This is a genomic window from Brachybacterium sp. ACRRE, assembly GCF_022346485.1.
Lineage (GTDB): Bacteria > Actinomycetota > Actinomycetes > Actinomycetales > Dermabacteraceae > Brachybacterium > Brachybacterium halotolerans.
This window is the reverse complement of record NZ_JAKRMO010000021.1, coordinates 1-19622: the sequence shown is the minus strand read 5'-3', so window position 1 is coordinate 19622 and position 19622 is coordinate 1. Positions and strand designations below refer to the sequence as shown.

The window sequence follows — 19622 nt, the reverse complement described above, 5'->3', positions numbered from 1 at the left end:
ACCGGAGATCAGCCGATCAGTTGCCGGTGAGCTTCGCGCGCAGCGCGGCCAGCGCCTCGTCCGAGGCCAGCGTGCCCTCGTCGGAGGACGCCGACTGGTAGGACTGCGCAGCCGCGGCGGGGGCCGGCGAGGAGGTGCTGGTGGTGGCCTGCTGGCCGCCGCCCTGGCTCGCGGACTCCTCGTCGGCCTTGATGGCCTCGGCGACCTGGGCCTTGTGGGCGGTCCAGCGCTCGTAGGCGGCCGCGTACTGGCCCTCCCACTCCTCGCGCTGGGACTCGTAGCCCTCGAGCCACTCGTTGGTCTCCGGGTCGAAGCCCTCGGGGTACTTGTACTCGCCGTTCTCGTCGTAGTCGGCGGCCATGCCGTACAGCGCCGGGTCGAAGGTGGTGTCGTCACCCTCGGGGTCGACGCCCTCGTTGGCCTGCTTGAGCGACAGCGAGATGCGGCGACGCTCGAGGTCGATGTCGATGACCTTGACGAAGACGTCCTGGTCGACCGACACGACCTGCTCGGGCAGGTCGACGTGGCGCTGGGCCAGCTCGGAGATGTGGACGAGGCCCTCGATGCCGTCCTCGACGCGGACGAACGCGCCGAAGGGGACGAGCTTGGTGACCTTGCCCGGCACGACCTCGCCGATGGCGTGGGTGCGGGCGAAGAGCTGCCACGGGTCCTCCTGGGTCGCCTTCAGCGACAGGGAGACGCGCTCACGGTCCATGTCGACGTCCAGGACCTCGACCTTGACCTTCTGACCGACCTCGACGACCTCGCTCGGGTGGTCGATGTGCTTCCAGGACAGCTCGGAGACGTGCACGAGGCCATCCACGCCGCCCAGGTCGACGAAGGCGCCGAAGTTGACGATCGAGGAGACGACGCCCTCGCGGACCTGGCCCTTCTGCAGGGTCTGCAGGAAGTCCGAGCGGACCGCGGACTGGGTCTCCTCGAGGTAGGCGCGACGAGAGAGGACCACGTTGTTGCGGTTCTTGTCGAGCTCGATGATCTTCGCCTCGATCTCCTGGCCGACGTACGGCTGCAGGTCGCGCACGCGGCGCATCTCGACGAGGGAGGCCGGGAGGAAGCCGCGCAGGCCGATGTCGACGATGAGACCGCCCTTGACGACCTCGATGACGTGACCGGTGACGACGCCCTCGTCCTCCTTGATCTGCTCGATCGTGCCCCAGGCGCGCTCGTACTGGGCGCGCTTCTTGGACAGGATCAGGCGACCCTCCTTGTCCTCCTTCTGGAGGACGAGCGCCTCGATCTCGTCGCCGACCTCGACGACCTCGCCGGGGTCGACGTCGTGCTTGATCGAGAGCTCGCGCGAGGGGATGACGCCCTCGGTCTTGTAGCCGATATCGAGCAGGACCTCGTCGTGATCGACCTTCACCACGGTGCCCTCGACGATGTCGCCATCGTTGAAGTACTTGATGGTCGAGTCGATGGCGGCCATGAGCTCATCGGCATCGCCGATGTCGTTGATGGCGATCTGGGGGGTCGTGGTGTCGGTCATGTAGGTCGGAACTCCGTAGGGACAGATATGAGTGGGTGGACGATCTGGTGCCCGGGCGCAGGTGCGCACAGACCCGTCCAGAGTACCAGCACGCAGCCTCGGGCGCGACCCGGGATCCGGGCCGTCGGGAGTGTTCTGCGCGACGCCCGGCGGTCCGGGCGCGGGCCGGACGAGAGCGGGTCGCGCCGGGTCCGGTTCGGGGCGGGACGGATCAGGGAGGACCGAGCGGGGTCCTGTCGGGCCGGGGTCAGTGCGCGGCGTCGAGCCAGGTGCGTCCGACGCCGACGCCGACCTCGAGGGGCACCGAGATCTCGTAGGCATCTCCCATCCCGGTGACGACGAGGTCCCGCACCTGCTCGAGCTCGCCCGGGGCGATCTCGAGGACGAGCTCGTCGTGGACCTGGAGCAGGACGCGGCTGTGCAGCCCGGCCTCCCGCAGGTCGGCGGCGACGCGCAGCATGGCGAGCTTGATGATGTCGGCCGCGCTCCCCTGGATCGGCGAGTTCAGGGCGACGCGCTCGGCGTTCTCGCGGCGCTGGCGGTTGTCGCTCGTGAGGTCGGGGAGGTAGCGGCGGCGGCCCAGGATGGTCTCGGTGTACCCGGTGCTCCTCGCCTGCTCGACGCTCTCGCGCAGGAAGTCGCGCACGCCGCCGAAGCGCTCGAAGTACCCGTCGCGCAGACCCGTGGCCTCCGCCTGCGAGATGTGCAGCTGGCGGGCGAGGCCGAAGGCGCTGAGCCCGTAGGCGAGCCCGTAGGAGACGGCCTTGGTCTTCGAGCGCATCGCCGCGCTCACGTCCTCGGGGGCGACGTCGAAGACGCGGGAGGCGACGAAGCGGTGCAGGTCCTCGCCCGAGCGGAAGGCCTCGATGAGGCCCTCGTCCTCGGAGAGGTGCGCCATGATCCGCATCTCGATCTGCGAGTAGTCGGCGGTGAGCAGCTGCTCGTACCCCTCGGAGACCACGAAGGCGCTGCGGATCCGCCGCCCCTCCTCGGTGCGCATGGGGATGTTCTGCAGGTTCGGGTTGTTCGAGGAGAGCCGGCCCGTCGCGGCGATGTTCTGGTGGAAGGTCGTATGGATGCGGCCGTCCTCGGCGATGAACCGCCGCAGGGTCTCGATGATCTGCCGCATCTTGGTGACGTCGCGGTGGGCGAGCAGATGCGCGAGGAAGGGGTGCTGGGTCTTCTCGAAGAGGTCCGTGAGGGTCTCGGCGTTGGTGCTGTAGCCGGTCTTGGTGCGCCGGCCCTTGGGCATGCCGAGCCTCTCGTAGAGGACCTCCTGGAGCTGCTTGGGAGAGCCCAGGTTGATGCGCTCCCCGTCGATCTCCGAGAACGCGGCCTCGGCGACCTCGGTCTGCCGGCGCTCGTGCTCGGCGTCGAGATCCGCGAGCACCTCGTCCTCGACCTGGATGCCCACGGCCTCCATCTCCCCGAGGACCGTCGCGAGCGGCAGCTCGAGATCGTCGTGGAGGGCGGTCGCCTCGTGCTCCTCGAGATCCGTGCGCAGCAGCGGGACGAGGCGGCGCACGGCGTCGGCCGCGCGGGCGAGGCTCTCGTCGGCCGCGCCGTCGTCCCCCTCGAGGTCCAGGGTCTGCTGGGGCGCGGCCTGCTCCGCCTCGAGCTCCTCCTGGAGATGGCGCATGACCAGGCCCGCGAGGTCCGTCGGCCTCTGGTCCGGGCGGCACAGGAACTCGGCGAGGGAGAGGTCGGTGCCCCAGCCCTCGACGTCGAGTCCGCGGGCGGAGAGCTCGTGCACCGCGAGCTTCGCGTCGTGCGCGTCCTTGCGGACGGAGGCGTCGGAGAGCCAGGCCGCGAGGGCCTGCTCCCCGTCGGTGTCGAGGCGCTCGAGATCGATGACGGCCAGAGCCGACTCGGTGGACAGGGCGATCCGGCGGGCCTCCCCGAGCCCGAGCTCCCAGGTGCCGTCGATCGCGAGCGCCGCGCCCCCGGCGAAGGGTCCCCGCAGCGCCGCCGCGAGGTCCTTGCCCTCGGGACGGGTGATCTCGGGCAGCTCGGCCGCCTGCTCGTCGGCCGCCGCGTCCGTCCCCTCCTCCCCCTCGGGGAGGAAGACGGCGGGGAGGTCGCGGCGGATGGTCGCGCCGAAGGCCAGGTCGTCGAAGACCTCGTGGACGGCGGCGCGGTCGCCGCGGCCAAGCGTGAAGACGACCTCGTCGTCCGGCAGCTCCAGATCGGTGACGGCGGCGTTCATCACCCGGTTGCGGCGCACGTCCTCGACGTGGTCGCGCAGGGACTGGCCGGCCTTGCCGGTGATCTCCTCCGCGTGCTCCAGGAGGCTCTCGAGGTCGCCGTACTTCCCGATCCACTTGGCGGCGGTCTTGGGGCCGACGCCGGGAACGCCCGGGAGGTTGTCGGCGCTCTCCCCCACGAGCGCCGCGAGATCCGGATAGTGCTCGGGGGTGACCTGGTACTTCTCCTCGACGGCCGCGGGGTCCATGCGCCGCATCTCGGTGACGCCCTTGACGGGCTGCAGCAGGGTGACCCCGGGGCCGACGAGCTGGATGGCGTCGCGGTCGCTGGAGACGATCAGCGCCTCCTGCTCGCGGGTGCGCATGCGGGTCGCGAGGGTCGCGATGATGTCGTCGGCCTCGAAGTCGGGCACCTCGAGCCAGGTCACGCCGAGGGCGTCGAGCGTCTTCTGGATGAGCGCGATCTGCCCGATGAACTGCGCGGGGGTCTCGTCGCGACCGGCTTTGTACTGGTCGTAGATGCGATCGCGGAAGGTGCCGCCGGCCATGTCGAAGGCGACGGCGACGTGGGTGGGCCGCTCGGAGGCGACCACGTTGAACAGCATCCGCGCGAAGCCGTAGACGGCGTTCGTCGACTGGCCGCGTCCGTCGGTGAAGCCGTCCGCGGGCAGCGCGAAGAAGGCGCGGAACGCCATCGCGTGCCCGTCGATGAGGAGGAGGCGGACGGGTGCCTGGTCGCTGCCGGGATGCTCGCTCGAGGTCATGGGTCAAGTCTCGCACGGGCCGCCCCCGGACGCGCGCGGCGCTGTGGCACTCTGGCCCCATGACCTCCACGGATCCCCACGAGACAGCCGCCGCCGAGCTCGCCGCGGGCGCGCTGCGCGGCACCCTGAGCGAGACGATGGGCATGCGCTGCGTGCGCCTGGGGCCCGACGGCGGCGAGATGACGATGCCCGTCGAGGGGAACCTGCAGCCGGCGGGGCTCCTCCACGGCGGCGCGACGATCGCCCTGGCCGAGACCATCGGCTCGATGGCCGCCCTGCTGCAGGCGCGCGCCGTCCACGGCGAGGGGGCGCAGGCGGTGGGCACCTCGATCTCCGCCACCCATCACCGCTCGGGGCGCAGCGGGGTCGTCACCGCGCACTGCCGGGCCCAGCACCTGGGTCGGCAGGTCGCCTCGTACCTCGTCGAGGTCGTCGACGAGCAGGAGAGGCTGCTGTCCACGATCCAGGTCTCGACCATGCTGCTGCCGCCGCGAGGCTGACCCCGGGGGAGCGAGAGAGCCGCTCCTCCCCTGCTCGCCCCTGCTACTCGGAGAGGTCGAAGCCGTCCGTGGTGGGCGCCGATATCGCCCCGTCGTCGGAGAAGGTGAAGGTGCGCAGGCCCCCGGAGACGGGGTCGCCGTCCTTGCCGAGGGCGAGATCGCCGGTCGCGAGGGCGTAGGCGATCGAGGCGGTCTCGTCGTACTGCAGGCTCGCGCGGAGCCGCTCGACGCACTCGCTGACGTCGGCGCACTCGGTCTCCCCCACGAGCAGATCCGGGATGGCGGCGGCGATCGTCGTCCCCTCGAGGGAGAGCGCCTGCTGCGCCGCGAGGCAGATGAGCGCCACGGCGTCGAAGGCCTGGGTGGCGGCGCCCATGGCGGGCGGCCCGAGCTCGACCAGGTCCGAGTCCGCGTTGAGCATCATCAGGCGGAAGGTCTCGGAGACGTCGCCACCGGCCTGGATCGCCTGCGCCCCCTCGAGCGCCTCCTTCGGCAGGTGCTCGCCCGCGTGGTCGCGGGCTCCGAGGCCCGGAAGACGCACGGCGATGTCGAAGCGGGGCCGGCCCTGGTCGTCGGCGAGCTCGTCGTGGAGGGCGCCGAGCAGGGTCCCGGTCTCCTCGCCGCCCGTGAGCACGAGCATCGCGGGCTTCGCCTTCGCGATCTTCTTCGCCCAGGCCTTCGCGTCGCCGAGCTTCCCGAAGGGGTAGGTCCCCTCGAGCACGAGCTTCGCCCCGCGGGGCCGGCCCTGGGTGGTGAGCTGGTCGCGGAGGTTCTCCGACGCCTCGTCCTTCGTGCCCAGGAACGCGATCGTGCCCGGTGCGCCGCCCTTCTGGGGGTGCAGGCCCACGGACTCCTCCACGAGGTGGCGCGCGATCGCCTCCTGCGTCGGCGCCAGGCGGGTCAGCAGACCGGAGCCGGCGGAGCCCGAGCGCACGCGCGTGGAGCTGGAGGTCGGCGAGACCAGCGCCATCCCGGTGTCGGCGATCGCCGCGAGGTGCTTCGCGAGCTGGGCGTCGTCCACGGACAGCACGAGAGCGGAGGCCTTGGCGGCAGCGAGCTCCTCGGCGATCGCGCCGAGGTCGTCGTCGGCCGACTCGACGATGCGCGGCTCGATCAGCTCCACCTCGCGCCCGAACACGCCGCCGTCGTAGTTGATCTCGCGCATCGCCTGGTTGATCGCGGCGATCACCTGTGGATGCGTCTGGCCGACGGGACCGGCGGTGGTGAGGATCGCGCCGATCCGCAGGGGCTCGTCCGGCACGGACTCGGAGGGGTCGCCCGCGGCGGGCGTCGTCGCATCGCCCCGGCCCAGGGGCCCGATCCTGCAGCCGGCGAGGACGGTCGTGCCGAGGGCGCCCGCGACGAGCGAGCGCGCGAGGGCGCGCCGGGAGATGCTCATGCGGCGGCCTCTCTCGCGACTCGGGCTGCGGGGTCGTGGGCGAGCAGGAGGGGTCACGGACCGCCGCGGACGGCGGACCGTGAGGACCTCGTCAGTCCTTCCCGCGCCCGCCGAGCTGATCGACGACGGCGTCGGCGACCTCGCGCATGGTCAGACGACGATCCATGGACGTCTTCTGGATCCAGCGGAAGGCCTCGGGCTCGCTCAGCCCCATGTTGGACTGCAGGAGGCCCTTCGCGCGGTCCACGCGCTTGCGGGTCTCGAAGCGCTCGCCGAGATCCTCGATCTCGTTCTCGAGCTCGACGATCTGCGCGTGGCGGGAGATCGCGATCTCGATCGCCGGCAGCAGATCGGCCGCGGTGAAGGGCTTGACGACGTAGGCCATGGCGCCCGCGTCGCGCGCGCGCTCGACGAGCTCGCCCTGCGAGAAGGCGGTGAGCATGACGACCGGCGCGAGGCTGTCCTCGCCGATCTTCTCGGCGGCGGTGACGCCGTCGGCCTTGGGCATCTTCACGTCGAGCACGACGATGTCGGGACGCAGCTCGCGGGTCTTCTCGACGGCGCTCACACCGTCGCCCACGGCCGCCACGACGTCGAAGCCGGCCTCGGTGAGGGTCTCGACGATGTCCATCCGGATCAGGCTCTCGTCCTCCGCGACGACGGCGGTGCGACGGCCCTTCGCAGGGGCCTCCTCCTCGGGAGCCTTGGCATCGAGATCGAGGGGGACCTCGTCGGGGGTGACATCGTTCATGGGGTACGCGCTCACTTCCTGTGGCTCGCTCCGGTGCTGGCCGGAGCGCTGATGCATGCGGTCGCGACGCCCGCTCGGCGCGCGTCGCACACGCGTTATCCTAGACCAGCTGTCCCGCGAGGGCCCGTCGTGAGCGGTCACGCGGGTCCGCACGGCGAGCAGGGTCACGGGAGCTCCCATGCCCCTCTCCCCCGCGGGCGCGCCGGGTTGGCGGAATGGTAGACGCGGCGCACTCAAAATGCGCTGTCCGCAAGGGCGTGCGGGTTCGAGTCCCGCACCCGGTACACGAGGACGCGGAAGGGCCCCGTTCCCGGATCCGAGCATCGGATCCGGGAACGGGGCCCTTCGTGCTGCGCGACGGATGCGCCTCCGGTCGCGGGGCGCCCGGGGTGCGGCCGGACGCCCCGCGGGTGCCGCCGGTGCCCCGGGGTCTCAGGACTCCTGGGTGCCGGCGGCGATGCGGTCGGCCTCGATCCGCGCGGACTCGGCGCCGTCGAGGTCGCCGATGCGGTGCACGCGCAGGGTGTTCGTCGAGCCGTGGACGCCGGGGGGCGAGCCGGCGGCGACGATCACCAGGTCGTTCTTCTGCAGTCCCTTGTGCTCGCGCAGCAGCTCGTCGACGACGAGGACCATCTCGTCCGTGTTCTTCTGCATCGGCACGAGGTGCGCCTCGATGCCCCAGGAGAGCGCGAGCTGATGGCGCACGTGCTCGTAGGGGGTGAGGGCGAGCAGGGGGATGGACGGGCGCAGGCGCGCGAGGCGGCGCGCGGTGTCCCCGGACTCGGTGAAGGTCACCAGGTACTGGGCGGACAGCTGGCTGCCGATCTCCGCCGCCGCGCGGGTGATGGCGCCGCCGCGGGTGTGCGGGATGGTGCCCAGCGGGAGGATGCGGTCGGCGCCGTTCTCCTCCGTGTTGGTGACGATGCGCGCCATGGTCCGCACGGCCTCGAAGGGGTACTTGCCCACGCTGGTCTCGCCCGAGAGCATGACCGCGTCGGCCCCGTCGAGGATGGCGTTGGCGCAGTCCGAGGCCTCGGCGCGGGTGGGGCGCGGGCTCTCGATCATCGACTCGAGCACCTGGGTGGCCACGATGACGGGCTTGGCGTTGCGGCGTGCCAGCTCGATCGCGCGCTTCTGCACGAGCGGGACCTGCTCGAGCGGCAGCTCGACGCCGAGGTCGCCGCGGGCGACCATGATGCCGTCGAAGGCGCCGACGATCGCGCGCAGCGCGCGCACGGCCTGGGGCTTCTCGATCTTGGCGATGACCGGGACGCGGCGCCCCTCCTCCTGCATGATCCGCAGGACGTCGTCCATGTCGTGCGCGTCGCGCACGAAGGACAGGGCGATCAGATCGGCGCCGAGGTTCAGGCCCCAGCGCAGGTCGTTGATGTCCTTCTCGCTCATGGCGGGGACCGAGACGGCCACGCCGGGCAGGTTGATGCCCTTGTGGTTGGAGACGGGGCCGGGGACCTCGACGACGGTGCGCACCTCGGTGTCGGACACGTCGGTCACGCGCACCGACACCTTGCCGTCGTCGATGAGGAGGACGTCGCCCGGGCGGCAGTCGCCGGGCAGGCCCTTGAAGGTCGTGGAGACGCGCTCCTTGGTGCCCTCGACGTCCTCGGTGGTGATGGTGAACTCGTCGCCCACGGCGAGCTGGTGGGGGCCGTCCGCGAAGTTCCCGAGCCGGATCTTGGGTCCCTGGAGGTCGACGAGGACCGCGACGTTGCGTCCCAGGTCATCGGCTGCGCGGCGGATGTTCGCGTAGACCTTCTCGTGGTCGTCGTGGGTGCCGTGGCTCAGGTTCATCCTGGCCACGTTCATCCCGGCGTCGATCAGCGTGCGGATCTGCTCATACGAGCTCGTCGCCGGGCCCAGTGTGCAGACGATCTTGGCTTTTCGCATGTCAACCCATCTATCGGAGGTGTGTGGGGGCGCGCATCCCCGTCGCAGCGGGGTGCATCCGGGCAACGCGCTGCCACGGGTCGCACCGCTGTGATCCGTCGCCGTCCAGTGTACTGTCCGCGCGGCGGAGCCGGGCAGGGCGACCGGCCACCGGTCGCAGAACGGCGGGCGGCCGGCGACGACCGGCGGCCGCCCGCCTCCGGCTCAGACGGAGAGGGCCCGGGCGTGGGGCTCGACGGGCTGCGGGAGGGCCGTGGATCCCATCAGGTGGGCGTCCACGGCGGCCGCGCAGGAGCGGCCCTCGGCGATCGCCCAGACGATGAGGCTCTGCCCGCGGGCGCAGTCGCCCGCGGTGAACACGCCGTCGGCGCTCGTGCGCCAGGACTCGTCGTGCACGATGCTGCCGCGGTCGTCGAGCTCGACGTCGGCCTGCTCGAGCGCGCCCTCGCGGCGCGGGCCGGTGAAGCCCATCGCGATGAGCACGAGCTGGGCGGGCAGCACCTTCTCGGTGCCCGGCGTGGGGACGCGGCGGCCGTCCTGGACGCTCGTGCGCGCCACCCGGATGCCGGTGACCTCGCCGTCCTCGCCGACCTCGAAGCCGGTCGTGGAGGCGAGGTAGCTGCGCTCGCCCCCCTCCTCGTGGGAGCCGGAGACCTCGAAGAGCACGGGGTGCGTGGGCCAGGGGTGGGCCTCGTCGCGCTCGGTGGGCGGCTGGTAGCCGATCGCGAGCGTGGTGACGGAGCGGGCGCCCTGGCGCAGGGCGGTGCCCAGGCAGTCGGCGCCGGTGTCGCCGCCGCCGATGACGATGACGTCCTTGCCCTCGGCGCTGATCTGGTCGGCGACCTCGTCGCCCTCGACCCGGCGGTTCGCCTGCGTGAGGTACTCCATGGCGGGGTGGATGCCCGCGGCCTCGCGGCCGGGCACGGGCAGCTCGCGCGGGATCTGCGAACCGGTCGCGAGCACCACCGCGTCGAAGCGGCGGCGCAGCTGCTCCATGCTGATCGCGCCCTCGCCGCTGCCGCCCACGTCCACACCGGTGCGGAAGCGGGTGCCCTCGGCGCGCATCTGCTCGAGGCGGCGGTCCACGTGGCGCTTCTCGAGCTTGAACTCGGGGATGCCGTAGCGCAGGAGCCCGCCGATGCGGTCGTCGCGCTCGAGGACGACCACGGAGTGGCCGGCGCGCGTGAGCTGCTGCGCGGCGGCGAGGCCCGCGGGCCCGGAGCCGACCACGGCGACCGAGCGACCGGTCTGCCGCTCGGGCTCCTGGGGCGTCACCCAGCCCTCGTCGAAGGCGCGATCGATGATCGAGACCTCGATGTTCTTGATGGTCACGGGCGGCTGGTTGATGCCGAGCACGCAGCTGGACTCGCAGGGCGCGGGGCAGGCGCGCCCGGTGAACTCGGGGAAGTTGTTGGTCGCGTGCAGGCGCTCGGAGGCGTCCCGCCAGTCCTCGCGGTAGACCAGCTCGTTCCACTCGGGGATGAGGTTGCCCAGCGGGCAGCCCTGGTGGCAGAAGGCGATGCCGCAGTCCATGCAGCGGCCCGCCTGGCGGGAGACGACGCCGAGCCGCCCCTGCTCGCGGGACTCGTAGACCTCGCGCCAGTCCATGAGGCGCAGGGGCACGGGACGACGCGCGGGCAGCTCGCGGTCGCGGGTCTTCAGGAAGCCGCGGGGATCAGCCATGGGAACCCTCCAGGATCTCGTTCCACACCTCGTGGGAATCGGGGTCGATGCCGGCCTCCTGGGCGCGGTCTCGGATCTCGGTGACGCGCAGGAACGCGCGGGGGGCGATCTCGACGAGGCGCGAGATCAGGTCGTCCTCGTCCGCCAGGAGCGCGTGGGCCCGGTCGGAGCCGGTGCGCCGGGCGTGCTCGCGCACGGCCTCGAGCACGAACTCGCGGTGGTCCTCGCGCACGGGCGTGATCTCGAAGGTCGGGGCGTCGGCGGGGTTGAGGTCGCTCTCGTCGAGGTCGAGGACGAACAGGGTGCCGCCGCTCATGCCGGCGCCGAGGTTCCTGCCGGTCGCGCCGAGGATGACGACGGCGCCGCCGGTCATGTACTCGGCGCCGTGGTCGCCGATGCCCTCGACCACCATCGTGGCGCCGGAGTTGCGCACGCCGAAGCGCTCCCCCGCGGCGCCGGCGAGGAACAGCTTGCCGCTGGTCGCGCCGTAGCCGCAGGTGTTGCCGGCGATGGTCGCGGAGGTCAGCGACGACGGGGTGCCCTCGCCGTGGCCGATCGCGAGCACGCCGCCGGAGAGGCCCTTGGCGACGTAGTCGTTGGCGTCGCCCGTGAGCTCCATGGTGATGCCGCGCGGCAGGAAGGCGCCGAGCGACTGCCCGCCGGTGCCCTCGAGCTCGAGGCGGATGGTGTCCTCGGGCAGGCCCTCGGCGCGGTGGCGCCGGGTGACCTCGTGCCCCAGCTGGGTGCCGACGGTGCGCTGGATGTTGCGGACGCGGTCGCGGATGACGACGGCCTCGCCGCGCTCGAGCGCGGGCTCGGCGGCGGCGATCCAGGGGATGTCGGCCGCCTTCTCCAGGGAGTGGTCCTGGCCGCGCATGCGGCGCACGTGGTCGCCCGCGAAGACCTCGGGGGCGGCGAGCACCGGCGCGAGGTCGAGGCCCTGCTGCTTGAAGTGGCGGCGGGCGTCCTCGACGTCGAGCAGGTCGATGCGGCCGACGGCCTCGTCGAGCGAGCGCAGGCCGAGGGAGGCGAGGTGCTCGCGGACCTGCTCGGCGATGTACTCGAAGAAGGTGACCACGAAGTCGGCCTGCCCGGTGAAGCGGGCGCGCAGCTCGGGGTTCTGTGTGGCCACGCCCACGGGGCAGGTGTCCAGGTGGCACACGCGCATCATGATGCAGCCGGAGACCACGAGCGGGGCGGTCGCGAAGCCGAACTCCTCGGCCCCCAGGAGCGCGCCGATGATGACGTCGCGCCCGGTCTTCATCTGGCCGTCCACCTGCACGGTGATGCGGTCCCGCAGCCCGTTGAGCAGCAGGGTCTGCTGGGTCTCGGCGAGGCCGAGCTCCCAGGGGGTGCCCGCGTGCTTGAGGGAGTTCAGGGGGCTCGCGCCGGTTCCGCCGTCGTGCCCGGAGACGAGGACGACGTCGGCGTGGGCCTTGGAGACGCCGGCGGCGACCGTGCCGACGCCGAAGCGGGACACGAGCTTCACGTGGACGCGGGCCGCGGGGTTCGCGGACTTCGCGTCGTGGATGAGCTGGGCGAGGTCCTCGATCGAGTAGATGTCGTGGTGCGGCGGCGGGGAGATCAGGCCGATGCCGGGCGTCGAGTGCCTGGTGCGGGCGATCCACGGGTAGACCTTCTCCGGGGGCAGCTGGCCGCCCTCGCCGGGCTTCGCGCCCTGCGCCATCTTGATCTGGATGTCGCGCGCGAAGGTCAGGTACTCGCTGGTCACGCCGAAGCGGCCTGAGGCGATCTGCTTGATGGCGCTGTTGCGCTCCGGGTCGTGGAGGCGGTCGGGCTCCTCGCCGCCCTCCCCCGAGTTCGACATGCCGCCCAGGCGGTTCATGGCGATCGCGAGCGTCTCGTGGGCCTCCCGGGAGATCGAGCCGTAGCTCATGGCGCCGGTCATGAAGCGCGTGACGATCGAGGAGACCGGCTCGACCTCCTCCAGCGGCACCGGGGAGGCCTCGTCGGTGCGCAGGCGCATGAGGCCGCGCAGGGTCATCAGCTGCGTGGACTGGTCGTCCACGAGCTCGGTGTAGCGGCGGAACTCCTCGTACTGCCGCGAGCGCGTGGAGTGCTGGAGGCGGAACACCGTCTCGGGGGTGAACAGGTGCGGCGGCCCCTCGCGGCGCCACTGGTACTCGCCGCCGACGTCGAGGCGGCGGTGCGCGTTGCGCAGGCCGTCGCGCGGATAGGCGAGGGCGTGACGGGAGGCGTTCTCCTCGGCGATGACGTCGAGCCCGATGCCGTCGATGCGGCTGGTGGTGCCCGGGAAGAACCGCTCGACGAGCTCGCGCGAGAGGCCCACGGCCTCGAAGAGCTGGCTGCCGCGGTAGGAGGCGACCGTCGAGATGCCCATCTTCGACATGATCTTCAGGACGCCCTTGGCGAGGGCCTGGAGGAGGTTCGCGACCGCCTGCTCGCCGCTGATGTCGCCGACGACGCCGCGGCTGACGAGGTCCTCGGCGCTCTCCATGGCGAGATAGGGGTTCACGGCGCTCGCGCCGTAGGCGATGAGCAGCGCGACGTGGTGGACCTCGCGCACGTCGCCCGCCTCGACCAGGAGGGCCGCGCGGGTGCGTCGGCCGGTGCGGATGAGGTGGTGCTGGACGGCGCTCGTGAGCAGCAGCGAGGGGATCGGGGCGAGCTCCGCGTTGGAGTCGCGGTCGGAGAGCACGAGGAAGGTCGCGCCGTCGTCGATCGCGCGCACCGCCTCCTCGCAGATCTCCTGGATCCGCTCCTCGAGAGCGGCGGCTCCCCCGCTCACGCGGTAGAGGCCGCGCAGGCGGGTGGTGTGGAAGTCCGCGGTCCCGGGATCGGAGTCGATGGTGAGGATCCGGGCCAGCTGCTCGTTGTCGATGACCGGCGCGGGCAGGGACAGCTGGCGCGCGTGCAGCGCGGTCGCGTCCAGCAGGTTGCGCGACTCGCCGATCGCGACGCCCAGGCTGGTGACCACTGCCTCGCGGATCGAGTCGAGCGGCGGGTTCGTGACCTGGGCGAACTGCTGGGTGAAGTAGTCGAAGAGCAGGCGGGGGCGGTCCGAGAGCACGGCCGTGGGGGTGTCGGTGCCCATCGCGCCGATGGGCTCGGCGCCCTTGGCCGCCATCGGGCCGAGCAGGATGCGCAGCTCCTCCTCGGAGTACCCGAAGGTCTGCTGGCGGCGCACCACGGAGGAGCGCGAGTGCCAGATCGGCTCGCGCTGCGGCAGATCGGCGATGTCGACCTTCTGCTCGGAGAGCCAGCGCCGCCAGGGCCTGCTCGCGACGACCTCGTCCTTGACCTCCTGCGAGGTGAGCACGCGGCCGCCGACCAGGTCGACGGCGAACATCTCGCCGGGGGCGACGCGCCCCTTGCGCGCGACGCGCTCGGGCTCCATCTCGATCATGCCGGCCTCGGAGCCGAGGACCACGAGGCCCTCGTCGCTCACCCAGTAGCGCAGGGGGCGCAGGCCGTTGCGGTCGAGCTTCGCGCCGACCATGTCGCCGTCGCTGAAGACGAGCGCGGCGGGGCCGTCCCAGGGCTCCTGGATCATCGCGTGGAACTCGTAGAACGCCCGCAGGTCGGGGTCCATCGAGGTGTCGTTCTCCCAGGGCTCCGGGACCAGCATCATCATCGCGTGGGGCACGGAGCGGCCGGCGAGGTTCAGCAGCTCGAGGGCCTCGTCGAGGCTCGCGGAGTCCGAGGCCCCGGGCGAGTTCACGGGCAGCAGGCGGCCCAGGTCCTCGCCGAACAGGGGCGAGGCCAGGCGCCCCTCTGCCGCGCGCAGTCGGTTGCGGTTGCCGACCACGGTGTTGATCTCGCCGTTGTGGGCGAGCATCCGGAAGGGGTGCGCGAGCGGCCAGGCCGGGAAGGTGTTGGTCGAGAAGCGCGAGTGGACGATCGCCACGGTCGACTCGAGGCGCGGATCGCGCAGGTCGGGGTAGAACTCTCCGAGCTGCGTGGTGGTGAGCATGCCCTTGTAGACCAGGGTGCGCGTGGACAGGCTCGCGAAGTAGGCGCCCGTGGAGTGCTCGACCCGGCGGCGCACGGCGAAGGCGGCCCGCTCGAGATCCAGGCCCGTGCGCTCGTGCGCGGCGTCCTCGAGGACGACCTGTGCGAAGTGCGGCTGCGCGGCGCGGGCGCTGGGGCCGACGAGGCCGTCGACGACGGGCACGTCGCGCCACATGATCACGCGCAGGCCCTCGTCCTCCGCGATGCGCTCGACGCGCTCCACCTCGAGGGCGCGCGCCTCGGGATCCTGGGCGAGGAAGGCCTGGCCGACGGCGTAGGCGCCCGGCGCGGGGAGCGCGGCGCCGGTCTCGGCCGCCGCGTCGGCGAGGAAGCGGTGGGGCACCTGCAGGAGGATCCCGGCGCCGTCGCCCGTGGTCTCCTCGGCGCCGACGGCTCCGCGGTGGTCGAGGTTCTCGAGCGCCGTGAGGGCGTGCTCGATGATGTCGTGCCCGGGGGCGCGGCGCGTGGTGGCGATCATGGCGACGCCGCAGGCGTCGTGCTCGTCCTCGGGGCTGTACAGGCCGGTGGCCGGTGGCTGCGCGGAGAACCGCGAACGCAGGGGGATCATGGGCGTTCCTTCCGGGGCCGGTGCTGTGGACCGTGGCCCGCAGAGGGGCCGTGACGCGGGTCCCGGAGAGCAGGGAGCCACCCGGGGCCCCGATTGCCGTCGGGACAGGCTACTGCCTGCGTCCGCCGTGCGAAATCTCAGCAGTCGCATCGTGAGACGGCGGTCCGCCAGGTGCGCGTCCCGGCGGCGCGCGGTGTCGGCCGACGCGCGGAGCGGGCCGGTGCGCGCGGTCCGTCTCCGCGGGCCGTCAGTCGCCGCGTCGGCGGCGGCCGCGCGGCGCGCTGCGGGGGGCGGAGCGGTCCGCGCCGTCGGCGCCCTCGGCGGAGGACGGGTCGGCGGGGGCGGGCGACGCCTCAGGGGTCGGCCCATCCGCGGAGGCCGCCGTGCCCGCCGTGGACCCTGCGGGCAGGGTCCACGAGCCGTCGGCCGCGAGGACCTCTCCCCCGCGCGCACGCCGGCGCCGGGTGAGCACCACGAGCACGACGATCGCGATCACGAGGACGACGAGGGCCAGCACGGTGTGGATGCGCAGCGGACCGATCATCGCGACGGGCTCGGTGCGCATGGCGTCGATCCAGGCGCGGCCCGCCGAGTAGATCGCGGCGTAGAGCCAGAACACGCGGCCCCCGCCCAGCTGCAGGCGCTTCGCGATCGCGAGCAGCACGACCACGCCGATGAGGTTCCACAGCAGCTCGTAGAGGAACGTCGGGTGGTAGGTGCCCGGCACGCACCCGGGGATGGTCCCGCCGTTCTGGACGCAGGAGATGTCCAGTCCCCAGGGCAGGGTCGTCCGCGGGCCGTAGAGCTCCTGGTTGAACCAGTTGCCCAGGCGTCCGATGGCCTGCGCGACCATGAGCGTCGGCGCGATCGTGTCCGCGAGCGCGACGAAGGAGATCCCCTTGCGGCGGGCCATGAACCACACGGCCACGGCCCCGCCGGCGACGGCGCCGTAGATCGCGAGGCCGCCCTGCCAGATCTTGAGCACGTCCAGGAGGTTGCCGTCGGCTCCGAAGTAGGGCGCGGGAGAGGAGAGCACGTGCCAGATGCGCGCACCGATGATGCCGGCGACGACGGCGGCGAAGACGATGTCGAACATGTCCTCGCCCTTGCCGCCGCGGGACTCCCACCGCTTGGTGGCCCACCAGAGGGCGACGCCGATGCCCGCGAGGATGCACAGGGCATAGAAGTGGATCTCGAGCGGGCCCAGATGGATCGCGGAGATCGTGGGGCTGGGGATGTCGGCGAGGATCATGCGCGCGCTCCGCTCCGGGCGCTCTCGACGCCCTCGCGCAGCTCCCGCGCCTTCGCCGCGAGCCGTGGCATGGGGACGGCCGCCTCGACAGAGGGCTCCGTCCCGGGGGCCGCGCCGTCGGCTGCCGCCGCGGCGAGGTCCTCCATGAGCGCCTTGACGAAGGCCGAGCCGACGATGACGCCGTCGGCGTAGGCGCCGACCTCCGCCGCCTGGATCCCGGTGGAGACGCCGAGGCCGACGCAGACGTTGCGGGCGCCGGCGGCGCGAGTGCGCTCGACGAGCCCCCGGGTGGCCTCCCCGACGGAGTCGCGGGTGCCTGTCACGCCCATGGTCGAGGCGGCGTACACGAAGCCGGAGGCGTGGGAGACGACGTGCGTGAGGCGCTCGCGCGGGGAGCTCGGGGCCACGAGGAACACGCGGTCCAGGCCCTCCTCCTCACTCGCGGTGAGCCAGTCCCCCGCCTCGTCCGGGATGAGGTCGGGGGTGATGAGCCCGGCGCCGCCCGCGGCGGCGAGACGATGCGCGAAGGAGGGGACGCCCTGCGCGAGGACGGGGTTCCAGTAGGTCATCACCAGGACGGCCGCGCCGCTCCCCCGCAGCGCCTCAACGGCCTCGAGGACGTGGTGGGTGCGGGTGCCGCCGGCCAGCGCCGCGGTCGCGGCCTGCTGGATGACGGGCCCGTCCATCACGGGGTCGGAGTAGGGCAGTCCCAGCTCGAGGATGTCGACGCCGTTGTCCACCAGGGTGCGCGCCGCCTGGATGCAGCGCTCCTGGTCGGGGAAGCCGACGGGCAGGTAGCCGACGAGCGCGGGGCGGCCCTCCGCGCGCGTGCGCTCCAGGACGTCTCCGGCGCGCAGCCGCGCGGTGGTGCTCATCGGGTCTCCTCCTCGGTGAGGGGCGTCGCGGGATCGACTGCGGCGGCGGTCTCCGTACCTGCGGTCTCCGGGCCGGCGGTCTCCGGACCGGCGGCGCGGTCGGTGGGCAGGGTGCTGCGGGCGAGGTCGCGCAGGGCGGCGAGGTCTCCGCGAGGAGCGGCGGCGCCGGCGGACCCGTCGGTCCCGTCGGACCCGTCGGAGGTCTCGTCCAGGAGCCCGAACCAGCGGGAGGCGGTGTCCACGTCCTTGTCGCCGCGTCCCGAGAGGCTCACCAGGAGGGTGGAGCCCTCGCCGAGCTCGCGGCCCAGCGCGAGCGCCCCGGCCAGGGCGTGCGCGGATTCGAGCGCGGGCATGATGCCCTCGGTCATCGAGAGCAGGGCGAAGGCGTCCATCGCCGCGTCGTCGTCGATCGCGCGGTACTCGGCGCGGCCGATGTCGGCGAGCCACGCGTGCTCGGGGCCGACGCTCGGGTAGTCCAGGCCGGCGCTCACCGAGTGGGAGGGGATGGTCTGGCCGTCCTCGTCCTGCATGACGAAGCTGCGGGCGCCGTGGAGGACGCCCGGGCTGCCGCCGCCGATGGTCGCGCTGTGGCGGCCGGTGGCCACGCCGTCCCCGCCGGCCTCGCACCCGATCAGCCGGACGTCGGCGTCGTCGAGGAAGGCGTGGAAGATGCCCATGGCGTTCGAGCCGCCGCCCACGCAGGCGACGACGGCGTCGGGCAGGGCGCCCGTGCGCTCGAGGACCTGCTCGCGGGCCTCCTCGCCGATCACGCGGTGGAAGTCGCGGACCATCACCGGGAACGGGTGGGGTCCGGCGACGGTGCCCAGCAGGTAGTGGGTGGTCTCGACGTTCGTGACCCAGTCGCGGAAGGCCTCGTTGATCGCGTCCTTGAGGGTGCGCGAGCCATGGGTCACCGGGACGACCTCGGCGCCCAGCAGGCGCATGCGCGCCACGTTCAGCGCCTGGCGCTCGGTGTCCTCCTCTCCCATGTAGATCGTGCAGTCCAGGCCGAACAGGGCAGCGGCCGTGGCGGTCGCGACGCCGTGCTGGCCGGCGCCGGTCTCGGCGATCACGCGGGTCTTGCCCATGCGCTGGGTGAGCAGGGCCTGGCCCAGCACGTTGTTGATCTTGTGGCTGCCGGTGTGGTTGAGGTCCTCGCGCTTGAGCAGCACGCGGGCGCCGCCGGCGAGGGCGGAGAACCGCGGCGCGTCGCTGAGCAGGGACGGACGTCCGGTGTACTCGCGGGAGAGGCGCTGGAGCTCGGCGACGAAGTCGGGATCGACGATCGCCTTCTCGTAGGCCTCGCGGATCTCGTCGAGCGCGGGCACGAGCGCCTCGGGCAGGAAGCGCCCGCCGAAGTCGCCGAAGTAGGGGCCGGCCTCGCTGCGCAGCGGGGTGTCGGGGCGCGGGAACAGGTTCTCGCTCATGCGTCGCCTCCGGGGGTCGTGGTCGTGGTGCTCGTGCCGACGCCGCTCGCGTCGTCCCCGCCGGCGCGGCCCACGCGGCCGACGCGGCGCACGGACCGGAACTCCTCGACGCCGCGGCGGGGGTCGGGCCCCGTCACGAGGGCCTCGCCGACCAGCACGGCGTCGGCCCCGGCGCGGGCGTAGGACTCGACGTCGGCGACCGAGGCGACGGCGGACTCCCCGATCGCGAGGATCCCGGAGGGGATGTCGCCGAGCAGGGCGGTCGCCCGGTCCAGGTGCACGTCGAGGGTGGTGAGGTCGCGTGCGTTCACGCCCACGATGGCGGGGTCCAGGGCGAGGGCGCGCTCGAGCTCCGCGGCGGTGTGGGTCTCCACGAGGGCCTGCATGCCGAGCTCGCGGGTGAGGTCGTGCAGGTCCTTCAGGAGGGCGTCGTCGAGGGCCGCGACGATGAGCAGCACGAGGTCCGCCCCGTGGGCGCGCGCCTCGAGCACCTGGTAGTCCTCGACGGTGAAGTCCTTGCGCAGCACGGGGACGTCGACGGTCTCGCGGACCGCGTCGAGGTCGGCGAGGCTGCCGCCGAAGCGGCGCTGCTCGGTGAGGACGCTGATCGCGCTCGCGCCGGCGCCCGCGTAGATGCGGGCGAGTGCGGCGGGATCGGCGATCTCGGCGAGGTCGCCCTTCGAGGGGCTGCGTCGCTTGACCTCGGCGATCAGGCCCAGCGTGCCGCCGTCGCCCTCCAGGCTCGCGCGGGCGTCGCGGGCGGGGGCGGTCTGGGCGGCGAGGCGCTCGAGGGC

At 72.7% G+C, this 19622-nt stretch carries 12 protein-coding genes and 1 tRNA gene; 2 read left to right on the top strand and 11 right to left on the bottom strand.

Going from position 1 to position 19622, the window contains the following annotated elements; translation table 11 throughout:
* Nucleotides 1-16 precede the first annotated feature (16 nt).
* Together rpsA and polA are read right to left on the bottom strand one after the other, a co-directional pair.
* Complete coding sequence (gene rpsA, locus MHY49_RS08075) at nt 17-1507, bottom strand: 30S ribosomal protein S1 (RefSeq protein WP_200500621.1); 1491 nt, start codon at nt 1505-1507, stop codon at nt 17-19.
* 247 nt (nt 1508-1754) lie between these two features.
* Nucleotides 1755-4475, bottom strand: coding sequence for a DNA polymerase I (gene polA / locus MHY49_RS08070; RefSeq protein WP_239203512.1), 2721 nt, complete (start codon nt 4473-4475; stop codon nt 1755-1757).
* 59 nt (nt 4476-4534) lie between these two features.
* On the opposite strand from polA, the gene MHY49_RS08065 reads away from it, so the two are divergent.
* Complete coding sequence (locus MHY49_RS08065; protein WP_239203511.1) at nt 4535-4975, top strand: hotdog fold thioesterase; 441 nt, start codon at nt 4535-4537, stop codon at nt 4973-4975.
* 43 nt (nt 4976-5018) lie between these two features.
* On the opposite strand, the gene MHY49_RS08060 is transcribed toward MHY49_RS08065, so the two are convergent.
* Both MHY49_RS08060 and MHY49_RS08055 read right to left on the bottom strand, forming a co-directional pair.
* On the bottom strand, nt 5019-6374 hold the full coding sequence (locus MHY49_RS08060) for an ABC transporter substrate-binding protein (protein ID WP_239203510.1): 1356 nt from the start codon (nt 6372-6374) through the stop codon (nt 5019-5021).
* Between the two features lie 91 nt (nt 6375-6465).
* The gene (locus MHY49_RS08055; protein ID WP_200500617.1) at nt 6466-7125 is read right to left on the bottom strand and encodes an ANTAR domain-containing response regulator; all 660 of its coding nucleotides are present in this window, start codon (nt 7123-7125) and stop codon (nt 6466-6468) included.
* 201 nt (nt 7126-7326) lie between these two features.
* Between MHY49_RS08055 and MHY49_RS08050 the strand changes: the two genes are divergently transcribed.
* A tRNA-Leu gene (locus MHY49_RS08050) sits at nt 7327-7409 on the top strand.
* A gap of 148 nt (nt 7410-7557) precedes the next feature.
* Here MHY49_RS08050 and pyk read toward each other — a convergent pair.
* From pyk to MHY49_RS08015, 7 genes are all read right to left on the bottom strand, one after another.
* Complete coding sequence (gene pyk, locus MHY49_RS08045; protein ID WP_239203509.1) at nt 7558-9030, bottom strand: pyruvate kinase; 1473 nt, start codon at nt 9028-9030, stop codon at nt 7558-7560.
* Between the two features lie 204 nt (nt 9031-9234).
* Complete coding sequence (locus tag MHY49_RS08040) at nt 9235-10713, bottom strand: glutamate synthase subunit beta (protein WP_239203508.1); 1479 nt, start codon at nt 10711-10713, stop codon at nt 9235-9237.
* Nucleotides 10706-15274: a glutamate synthase large subunit gene (gene gltB / locus MHY49_RS08035; protein ID WP_239203507.1), complete on the bottom strand. Its 4569-nt coding sequence runs from the start codon at nt 15272-15274 to the stop codon at nt 10706-10708. Before gltB ends, MHY49_RS08040 begins: the two co-directional genes overlap by 8 nt.
* A 247-nt stretch (nt 15275-15521) precedes the next feature.
* Complete coding sequence (lgt, locus tag MHY49_RS08030; protein WP_239203506.1) at nt 15522-16526, bottom strand: prolipoprotein diacylglyceryl transferase; 1005 nt, start codon at nt 16524-16526, stop codon at nt 15522-15524.
* The gene (trpA, locus tag MHY49_RS08025; RefSeq protein ID WP_239203505.1) at nt 16523-17401 is read right to left on the bottom strand and encodes a tryptophan synthase subunit alpha; all 879 of its coding nucleotides are present in this window, start codon (nt 17399-17401) and stop codon (nt 16523-16525) included. Before trpA ends, lgt begins: the two co-directional genes overlap by 4 nt.
* Nucleotides 17398-18828: a tryptophan synthase subunit beta gene (gene trpB / locus MHY49_RS08020; RefSeq protein WP_239203504.1), complete on the bottom strand. Its 1431-nt coding sequence runs from the start codon at nt 18826-18828 to the stop codon at nt 17398-17400. The genes trpA and trpB overlap by 4 nt, the downstream gene beginning before the upstream one ends.
* Nucleotides 18825-19622: indole-3-glycerol-phosphate synthase (locus tag MHY49_RS08015; RefSeq protein ID WP_239203503.1), on the bottom strand; the 798-nt coding region annotated here is incomplete at its 5' end. The genes trpB and MHY49_RS08015, both read right to left, overlap by 4 nt.

What these genes read in the sequence shown, in the direction of transcription:
- rpsA (WP_200500621.1), bottom strand. Translation starts at nt 1,507, where the DNA reads ATGACCGACACCACGACCCCCCAGATCGCCATCAACGACATCGGCGAT.
- polA (WP_239203512.1), bottom strand. Translation starts at nt 4,475, where the DNA reads ATGACCTCGAGCGAGCATCCCGGCAGCGACCAGGCACCCGTCCGCCTC.
- MHY49_RS08065 (WP_239203511.1), top strand. Translation starts at nt 4,535, where the DNA reads ATGACCTCCACGGATCCCCACGAGACAGCCGCCGCCGAGCTCGCCGCG.
- MHY49_RS08060 (WP_239203510.1), bottom strand. Translation starts at nt 6,374, where the DNA reads ATGAGCATCTCCCGGCGCGCCCTCGCGCGCTCGCTCGTCGCGGGCGCC.
- MHY49_RS08055 (WP_200500617.1), bottom strand. Translation starts at nt 7,125, where the DNA reads ATGAACGATGTCACCCCCGACGAGGTCCCCCTCGATCTCGATGCCAAG.
- pyk (WP_239203509.1), bottom strand. Translation starts at nt 9,030, where the DNA reads ATGCGAAAAGCCAAGATCGTCTGCACACTGGGCCCGGCGACGAGCTCG.
- MHY49_RS08040 (WP_239203508.1), bottom strand. Translation starts at nt 10,713, where the DNA reads ATGGCTGATCCCCGCGGCTTCCTGAAGACCCGCGACCGCGAGCTGCCC.
- gltB (WP_239203507.1), bottom strand. Translation starts at nt 15,274, where the DNA reads ATGATCCCCCTGCGTTCGCGGTTCTCCGCGCAGCCACCGGCCACCGGC.
- lgt (WP_239203506.1), bottom strand. Translation starts at nt 16,526, where the DNA reads ATGATCCTCGCCGACATCCCCAGCCCCACGATCTCCGCGATCCATCTG.
- trpA (WP_239203505.1), bottom strand. Translation starts at nt 17,401, where the DNA reads ATGAGCACCACCGCGCGGCTGCGCGCCGGAGACGTCCTGGAGCGCACG.
- trpB (WP_239203504.1), bottom strand. Translation starts at nt 18,828, where the DNA reads ATGAGCGAGAACCTGTTCCCGCGCCCCGACACCCCGCTGCGCAGCGAG.